The organism is Sorangium sp. So ce117 (assembly GCF_051524395.1).
Taxonomy (GTDB): Bacteria; Myxococcota_A; Polyangia; order Polyangiales; family Polyangiaceae; genus Sorangium; species Sorangium cellulosum_B.
Genome location: NZ_CP150309.1, coordinates 5,791,548 through 5,800,000, shown reverse-complemented (window position 1 = coordinate 5,800,000; position 8,453 = coordinate 5,791,548). Strand labels below are relative to the sequence as shown.

General features: G+C 72.6%; 3 protein-coding genes. 2 read left to right on the top strand and 1 reads right to left on the bottom strand.

Going from position 1 to position 8,453, the window contains the following annotated elements:
* Positions 1-330: 330 nt before the first annotated feature.
* Positions 331-5,235, top strand: coding sequence for an Lhr family helicase (locus WMF46_RS21670; protein WP_437987315.1), 4,905 nt, complete (start codon positions 331-333; stop codon positions 5,233-5,235).
* A gap of 249 nt (positions 5,236-5,484) precedes the next feature.
* Here the strand turns inward: WMF46_RS21670 and WMF46_RS21665 are convergent, their stop codons facing one another.
* Entirely contained in the window at positions 5,485-5,799 is a 315-nt protein-coding gene (locus WMF46_RS21665) for a KGG domain-containing protein (RefSeq protein ID WP_437554545.1), read from the bottom strand.
* Between the two features lie 730 nt (positions 5,800-6,529).
* On the opposite strand from WMF46_RS21665, the gene WMF46_RS21660 reads away from it, so the two are divergent.
* On the top strand, positions 6,530-7,876 hold the full coding sequence (locus WMF46_RS21660) for a hypothetical protein (RefSeq protein ID WP_437987314.1): 1,347 nt from the start codon (positions 6,530-6,532) through the stop codon (positions 7,874-7,876).
* The last annotated feature ends 577 nt before the right edge of the window (positions 7,877-8,453 follow it).

Below are 8,453 nucleotides of genomic sequence, written 5' to 3'. Positions count from 1 at the left end.
GGAGAGGCCGCTCCCAGCTGCGCCCGAGAGCGGATGCTCCGAGCAGCCGGGCAGCCTGACATCCGTCGAAGCGACGAGGGAGGCGTGAACCCCTGCTGAGCCGGCCGCGAGCGGGCGGCGCTCGCAGGGGGTGGCCATCCCCCCAGACGGATGCGCTCGCCGTGTGGTCCCGTCTCGATGACCCCGTTCGGAACGAGCGGTTGCGTCAGGTTCCCCCGTGAGGGATGGCTCTTGCATCGTCGGCGGCCCCCGCAAGGAGAGGCCGTGCGGCGACAGGCGCACGGGAAGAAGCGCCGCGCACCGGCTCCACAGGCCACGGGACCGCCGCCGATGGCAAAGAGACGCCCCCCCGCACCCGATCCGCTCGCCCGCTTCCACCCCGCCACCCAGGCGTGGTTCCGCGCGGCTTTCGCCGCGCCCACCCCCGCCCAGGTGCAGGGCTTCCCGCCGATCCTCGACGGCGCGTCCACCCTGCTGCTCGCGCCCACCGGCTCGGGCAAGACGCTCGCCGCCTTCCTTGCGGCCATCGATCGGCTCATGGCGTCGCCCGAGCCCGAGGCCGCCGAGCGCTGCCGCGTCGTCTACGTATCGCCCCTCAAGGCGCTGGCGATCGACGTCGAGCGCAACCTGCGCGCGCCGCTCGCCGGCATCGCCGCCGCCGCCGAGCGCCTCGGCCTGCCCTACCGCGTCCCCCAGGTCGGCGTGCGCTCCGGCGATACCGCGCCCGAGGACCGCGTCCGGCTCGCCAAGAAGCCGCCGGACATCCTCATCACCACCCCGGAGTCGCTCTACCTCCTGCTCACCGCGGCCGCGCGCGATCGGCTGCGCGCCGTCGAGACCGTCATCATCGACGAGATCCACGCGCTCGTCGCGACGAAGCGCGGGGCGCACCTGGCCCTGTCCCTCGAGCGGCTCGAGGCGCTCCGATCCGCGCCGCGGCCGATGCAGCGCATCGGCCTGTCCGCCACGCAGCGGCCGCTCGACGAGGTCGCGCGGCTGCTCGGCGGCGGCGAGACCGACGGTGCCGGCGGGCGCTTCGCGCCGCGGCCGGTGACCCTCGTCGACGCGAGCGCTCCGAAGGCCCTGGAGCTCCGCATCGAGGTGCCCGTCGAGGACATGACCAAGCTCGGCGAGGCCGCCCGCGCGGGCGAAGGTCCGAGGGGGGCGCCCGCCGAGCCGGCGCAGCGCTCGATCTGGCCGAGCATCCACCCGCGCCTCGTCGAGCTCGTCCGCGCCCACCGCACAACGATGATCTTCGTGAACAGCCGGCGCCTCGCCGAGCGCCTCGCCGCGGCGCTCAACGACACCGCCGGCGCCGAGATCGCGCTCGCGCACCACGGATCGATCGCCCGCGAGCAGCGGCAGCAGATCGAGGAGCGGCTCAAGGCGGGCCTCCTGCCGTGCATCGTCGCGACCTCGTCGCTGGAGCTCGGCCTCGACCTCGGCTCGGTCGACCTCGTGATCCAGATCGAGGCGCCGCCCTCGGTCGCCGCCGGGCTCCAGCGCGTCGGGCGCGCGGGGCACGAGGTCTCCGGCACGTCGCGCGGCGTCGTCTTCCCGAAGCACCGCGGCGATCTGCTCGCCTGCGCCGCGGCCGCGTCCCGCATGCGCGAAGGCAAGGTCGAGGCGACCCTGTACCCGAGGAACCCGCTCGACGTCCTCGCCCAGCAGATCGTCGCCATCGCCTCGATGGACACCCTCCACGTCGACGCGCTCTTCTCGCTCGTTCGCCGGGCGGCGCCCTTCGCCGAGCTGCCCCGCGCGAGCTTCGAGGGCGTGCTCGACATGCTCTCCGGCCGCTACCCGTCCGACGAGTTCGCCGAGCTCCGGCCCCGCATCGTCTGGGACCGGGTCGGCGGCGCCGTGCGCGCCAGGAAGGGCGCGAAGCGCCTCGCCGTCGTCAACGCCGGCACCATCCCCGACCGCGGCCTCTACGGCGTCTTCCTGGACACCGGCGGCGACGCCGCACGCCCCGGCCGGCGCGTCGGGGAGCTCGACGAGGAGATGGTCTTCGAGGCCCGCGAGGGCGAGGTCTTCCTCCTCGGCGCCTCCTCGTGGCGGATCACCGACATCACCCATGACCGCGTCCTCGTCGTCCCCGCCCCGGGCGAGCCGGGCAAGATGCCGTTCTGGCGCGGCGACCAGGCCGGGCGCAACGCCGAGCTGGGCGCCTCCATCGGCGCCCTCGCGCGGCGCCTCGCCGCGCTGCCCGACGGCGAGGCCGAGCGCACGCTCGCGGACGAGCACGGCCTCGACGAGCGCGCGGCCTCGAACCTCGTCCGGTACGTGCGCGACCAGGCCGCGGCCACGGGCGACGTCCCGAGCGACCGCACCCTCGTGATCGAGCGGTTCATCGACGAGGTCGGCGACCATCGCATCTGCCTCCTCTCGCCGTTCGGCGGCCGCGTCCACGCGCCGCTCGCGACCTGCATCTCCGAGCGGTGCCGCCTCGAGCTCGGCCTCGCTGTCGACACCGTGTGGACCGACGACGGCATCGTCCTGCGGCTGCCCGAGTCGGAGTCGCCCCCCGACGCGAAGCAGCTCCTGCCGCAGGCCGACCAGGTGGAGGAGCTGCTCGTCCGCGGCCTCGGCGACACCGCCCTCTTCGCCTCGCGCTTCCGCGAGTGCGCGGGCCGGGCGCTGCTCCTGCCGCGCAAATTCCCCGGCAAGCGCTCGCCGCTCTGGGCCCAGCGCAAGCGCGCCGCCGACCTGCTCGCCGTCGCGTCGCGCTACGGCTCGTTCCCCATCCTGCTCGAGACCTACCGCGAGTGCCTGCGCGACGTCTTCGACCTCACGGCGCTCGAGGATCTCCTCCGGCAGATCGCCGCCCGAAAGGTCCGCGTGGTCACGGTCGACGTCCGCGCGCCGTCTCCGTTCGCGGCCACGCTGCTCTTCACCTACGCCGGCAATTTCATCTACGAGGGCGATCTGCCGCTCGCCGAGCGAAGGGCGCAGGTGCTCACCATCGATCACAGCCGCCTGCGCGAGCTGCTCGGCGAGGCCGAGCTGCGCGAGCTGTTCGACGCGGACGCCGTGCTGGCCCTCGAGGCGTCGCTCCAGCGCCTCGACGGCCGAGCGCCGCTCAAGCACGAGGACCAGGCGCACGATCTCCTGCTCTCGCTCGGCGATCTCACGCGCGACGAGATCGCCCGGCGCGCGGTCGCTCACGACGCCCCGCCCGACGCGGCCCGCGAGCGCGCCGCCGCGTGGATCGACGAGCTCGTCCGGGACCGGCGCGCCATCGAGGTCCAGATCGGCGGCGAGCGCCGCGTCGCCGCCGCCGAGGACGCGGGCCGGTTGCGCGACGCCCTCGGCGTGGTGCCGCCGCTCGGCCTCCCGATCGCGTTCCTCGAGCCCGTCGCGGACCCGCTCGGCGAGCTGGTTGCCCGCTACGCGCGCACGCACGGGCCCTTCCGCGCCGACGACGTGGCCCGGCGCTTCGGCCTCGGCCCTGCGCCGGTGCTGGCCGCGCTCGCGCGCCTCGCCGAGCGAGGCCGCGTGGTCGAGGGCGAGTTCCTCCCCGGCGGCCGCGGCCAGGAGTTCTGCGACGCCGAGGTGCTGCGCTCGCTGAAGCGTCGCTCGCTGGCCCGGCTGCGCGCCGAGGTCGAGCCGGTCCCGCCGGAGGCCTATGCCCGCTTCCTCGCCGACTGGCACGGCCTGCACCGCCGCCGGCGCGGCCTCGACGGCTTGCTCGCGGCGCTCGAGCAGCTCCAGGGCGCGCCCCTCTCGGCCTCCGCCCTGGAGGCCGAGATCCTGCCCGCCCGCGTCGAGGGCTACCGGCCGGGCGATCTCGACGCGCTCTGCGCGGCCGGCGAGGTCCTCTGGCGCGGCGTCGAGCCGGTCGGCGACGGCGATGGCCGCGTCGCGCTTTACCTCGCCGAGGCCTTTCCGTACCTCGCCCCGCCGCCTGGCCGCGCCGAGGGGGCGCTCGCCGAGGGCATCCGCGCCGCGCTTGCGCGCCGCGGCGCGCTCTTCTTCTCCGACCTGTCGCGCGAGACGGGCGCCTTCGGCGCCGACCTGCTCGCCGCGCTCTGGGATCTCGTGTGGGCCGGCGAGGTCACGAACGACACGCTCGCCCCGCTGCGCGCCCTCGGCCGCGCGTCCGGCTCGAGCGGCCGGCGGCGCGACCGCGACCGCGCTGCGTCCAGCCGCGGCCTCGCGGCGCTGCGGGCGCGCCGGATCGGCCCGCCGGGGAGCGAAGGGCGCTGGTCGCTGCTGTCGTCTCCCGGCGCGTCCAGCGCTGCTGGCGGCGCGTCCTCCGGCGCGCCTGGCGAGACCGAGCGACGCGCGGCGCTCGCCCGCGCGCTGCTCGAGCGCCACGGGGTGCTCACGCGCGAGGCGGCGGCGGTCGAGGGGCTCGCTGGCGGCTTCTCCGCCGTCTACGACGTGCTCCGCGCCATGGAGGAGGCCGGTCAGGCGCGGCGCGGCTATTTCGTCGCCGGGCTGGGCGCCGCGCAGTTCGCGGTGCCCGGCGCCGACGATCGCCTCCGGGCCTGCCGCGAGCCGTCCGACGATCCCCGGACGCTCGTCCTCGCGGCCACGGATCCGGCGAGCCCCTGGGGCGCCGCCGTCCGCTGGCCCGAGCTCCCCGCGCCTGCCGACGGCGGCACCGAAGGCGCCGTCCGCGGCCCGGTCCGGCCGCAACGGGCCGCGGGCGCCCTGGTGATCCTGCACGACGGCCGGCTGCTCGCCTGGATGGGCCGCACCGAGCGGAGCCTCACCACGTTCCTGCCGGAGGCCGAGCCGGAGCGCGGCGACGCGATCCGGGCCATCGCCTCGGCGCTCGGGGCGCTCGTCGACGAGGGGCGGCGGCGCGCCGTGCTCGTGGCCACGATCGACGGCGAGCCTGCGCACAGCTCCCCCCTCGCGCGCGCGCTTTCGGACGTGGGCTTCACCTCCGGAGCGCACGGCTACCTCAAGCGGGCCATCACGCCCGAGGGGGGCGGGTGGCGGCCGCGGCACGCGCCGCCCGCGAACGCGCCCGACTGGGCTCGCCGCGCGGCGGCGGCGGGCCTCGATGCGCCGGCGGACGAGGTCGACGGCTTCAGGCCGCCGCCCGGGCTCCGCTCGTGGCCCTCCGGCCCTCCGACCGGTGGATGGCGGATGTCGCCCGCCAGCGCGACGGAGGGCGGCGCGCCGGCGGCGGACGGCGGCGCGCCGGACGAGAGCGACCTCGACGACGACGACCCGGCGATGTTCGAGGACGGTGCGGGGATCGACGACGGCTCGGAGTAGCCATCGTCAGGGGCTGGAGTGGCCCTCTCCGAACCAGTGATTCCGGGTACTGGCGTCTGGGTTCCAGCCATCACCCACCGTCGAGCGGGGGGCGGGCGCGGCGGAGGGAGCGCTGCGGCGTCGCGTGTGTCGACAGCGCCAAGAAGGACCGCCGAGCAACCGTGAAAGGGGAATACCTTTCGTGGTTCCTCGGCGGCTCTTCGTGGTCCTCGCGCCCTCGGGCGATCCCGAGCGGCGCGCCGGGACGCTCTAGTTCTGTTGGGGTTGTTCGTCCGCCTTCACCTGTTGCTCATGGCTTCCGCCGCGGCCCTTCCGGCTCCGGCCCTCGCCGTTCGTCGCCAGACTCCGCGCCTCGGCGCCCTTGCGCCCGATCTCGGCCATGTGTTCGCGGTTCTGACTGACAGCCTCGCCGCCCTTGCGGCCCGCTGCGCGCGCCTCCTCGGACGTGAACTCGTGCGCCGTGCCCTTCTCATGAGCTGCCTTGCCGCCCTGACTCGCGATCTGGCGCTGCTGATCCGCGTTCATCGCTGCGAAGCCTCGCTTGCTCTCGCTGGTCTGTCCCATGAATCACTCCTCGGATGGATTGCCTCGTGAACGCCACTCGACGACCGTGGCTACCTGCTGCTGCTTGGCCACATCAGGCCGGCGGTGCCGGCGACGCCGGGGCCATGCTGCAACGCGGGTGCCAGGTCGGGGAGCTCGGACGAATCTGCCGATGCGTCGAGGCCGGACAATTGATGACCATCGGGTCGCCAGGGTGTCGTCTCGGGGGCTCGCTGTGGCAAATTGCCTCACTGTGCGCTCCGCCGTGTCTGGTCGCCCCAGTCTGCGGGCTCCGTCGTGACAGGCTCACTGGAAGCGGCCGGTCGTCCGGATCGTCTTCTGTCGCTATCCTCTGATCGAACGAACCAGCGAGACCACTGCCATCATTGCGCAACACAAGAGCTCACGGTGGCCGTTTCAGGGGTCACCTGCGCGGCTGCCGCTGCTCACGATCGAGCGTCCGGCATCTCCGATGGCTCCTTTGCGCTCTGTCCACTCAGGCGGGCCTTTGATTCCCGTGTGGTTGCTATTTTGCTGTGACATGGTTGAATCTGGATGACCCAGGGGCCACCTTGACGGTCTTGTGACGGCAGCCTTCTGGCGGGGCGTCGAAGGGCTGCGGCGCTGGCGCATCGCGTCTTGACAACACGATGCCGCTGCCGCTCTCGTTGCACTGCATCATCACCTTCAGCGCCCGGCCCGACGACGAGGCTTCCGGGCGGCCGGGGTGACGACATTGCAGGAGATTCACATGGCGCTTGCGATCCAGGGGGCTCGTCTCGATGGGGGCCAGCTCTGCTCACCGAACATGACATCATGGCCGCGCCGCGCGCGCGGCCGGGCTCCGGGCTACCCGCGTGGCGCGGGCCTGGTCGCGCTCTCGCTGGCGCTCCTCGCCGGCTGCGGCGGCACCGGCGGCGCGGCGTCCGCGGAGAGCCCTGAGCCGGGCCCCGCGCCCGCGTCCGCGTCCGCATCGAAGGAGCCTTTCAACATCGAGGAGGCGCTCGCCCGCGAGACAGGCGAGCTGCCCGCCCGGGAGCTCCGCGCCGCGGACTGGTCGGCGCGCGCGTTCGGGGCAGGGGAGGCGAAGATCGAGCCGAAGGAGAAGCTCGTCGCGATCTCCATCCCCCTCGGCACGGACACCCATGTCGAGTGCTTCGTCTACAATACGATGCTCGACTCGGGCGAGGTGATAAGGAACTTCATCGAGCTGCTCGACCCTGCGAAGGTGGAGGTCGCTCGCGTCGTTCCCTGGGAGGTGAGCGTGCACCGGGAGAGCCCCGCGGTGTTCGTGCAGGCCCTCTACCTCGTCCCGACCCCCGGCGGGAAGGCGGCCGGCCTGCTCAAGATCGCGCTGCACGCGGACAGGGCGCGCCCCATCGCCTGCCTGCATGACGAGGTCGGGTATGTCCGCACGTTCGAGCGGCTCGCCAAGGCGCTCTTCGACTCGTTCGAGTCGAAGAGCGCCGCGCCGAAGCCCGAGTACACGGACACCGTCATCCTGCGCCTCGACAAGGTCCCTGTCGGCTTCGAGACGAGCGATCTGCTCAAGGACGAGGGCGGCCAGCGGCGATGGTTCTCCCGCTCGGCCACCTTCCTGCCGCGTGACCCCAAATCTCTGCACATCGAGGATGAGGCGTCGAACGTGCTCATCGATCCTCGGGGGCAGATCAAGGAAGGCGTCTGGATCGAGACGTCGGGAGGCAAGGCGAACCACCGTATCGAGCTGTCCCAGAAGAAGAACTTCGAATACGAGTACTCGGGAGAGGTCGAGGGCAAGAAGGTCCAAGGGACGTTCACGCCGGCGGCCAAGGCGTGGCTCGCCTCGCCCGTCGCCACCGCCTCGGCGCTCGCCCGGCTCCTCAAGAAGAAAGGCTCCTTCGACCTGAAGCAGCAGGAGTACATGCCCAGCGTCGATCCGACGAAGCCCGTCGACGTCCAGTACCTCCGCGACGCCTCGGGCGCCGTCACGGTCTCTCTGAAGACGATGCGCCTCGTGGGCAGCCTCGCTCCGGACGGCCGTCCGGAAGCGTTCGAGATCTCCGCCGGTCCTCCCAAGCTGACGATCCAGCGAGCCTACGTCAGGGGCAAGCTGTAAAACCGCCCGCGGATGCGCTCCCGGCCTGTCCGGGAGCGCCAAGGCGCTCGCCGACGGCCATGCGCGGCGGGCCTTGCTGGTCGGACACCATCGAGCGCAATCGCCAGCCGGCGCCGTCGGGGGGGGCTTTCTATGGAATTGGAAAATTTCCGTGTCGACGAAATGTTGTCGGTTGCGCTGGATGGCTGCAGCGCTTGAGTATCGTCGTCATTTTTATTGATTCATGACGATTTGGTGATCCTGCCCCGCTCGGATCAGGTTATATAAATCCCCGGTCGGCCGAACGACTCTTCGCTGGAACAAAGAATCATTTTTTCGAGCGGAAGGAGCTCTCAATGCGCTCTGTGAGATCGCGTAGATCGCGTGTCTGCGGCTCGGCCAGCTTCAAGCTTGGCGTAATGACCGCGGGTGTATTCGCGCTTACGGCCTGCGTGTCGGATCTCGGGGACGAGCCGGTCGAGGACGTTGGCAGTAGTCAGGAAAGCTTCGAGGCGTTCGAGAGGGCCGCGTTCCGCGAGCCTGGCTCTGGTGTCTACATTGTCGATGGGGACACGCCCGTCGCCGACATCAAGCATCT

Bases quoted from the DNA above. Each gene is read 5' to 3' on its own strand.
- WMF46_RS21670 (WP_437987315.1), top strand. From the start codon at position 331: ATGGCAAAGAGACGCCCCCCCGCACCCGATCCGCTCGCCCGCTTCCAC.
- WMF46_RS21665 (WP_437554545.1), bottom strand. From the start codon at position 5,799: ATGGGACAGACCAGCGAGAGCAAGCGAGGCTTCGCAGCGATGAACGCG.
- WMF46_RS21660 (WP_437987314.1), top strand. From the start codon at position 6,530: ATGGCGCTTGCGATCCAGGGGGCTCGTCTCGATGGGGGCCAGCTCTGC.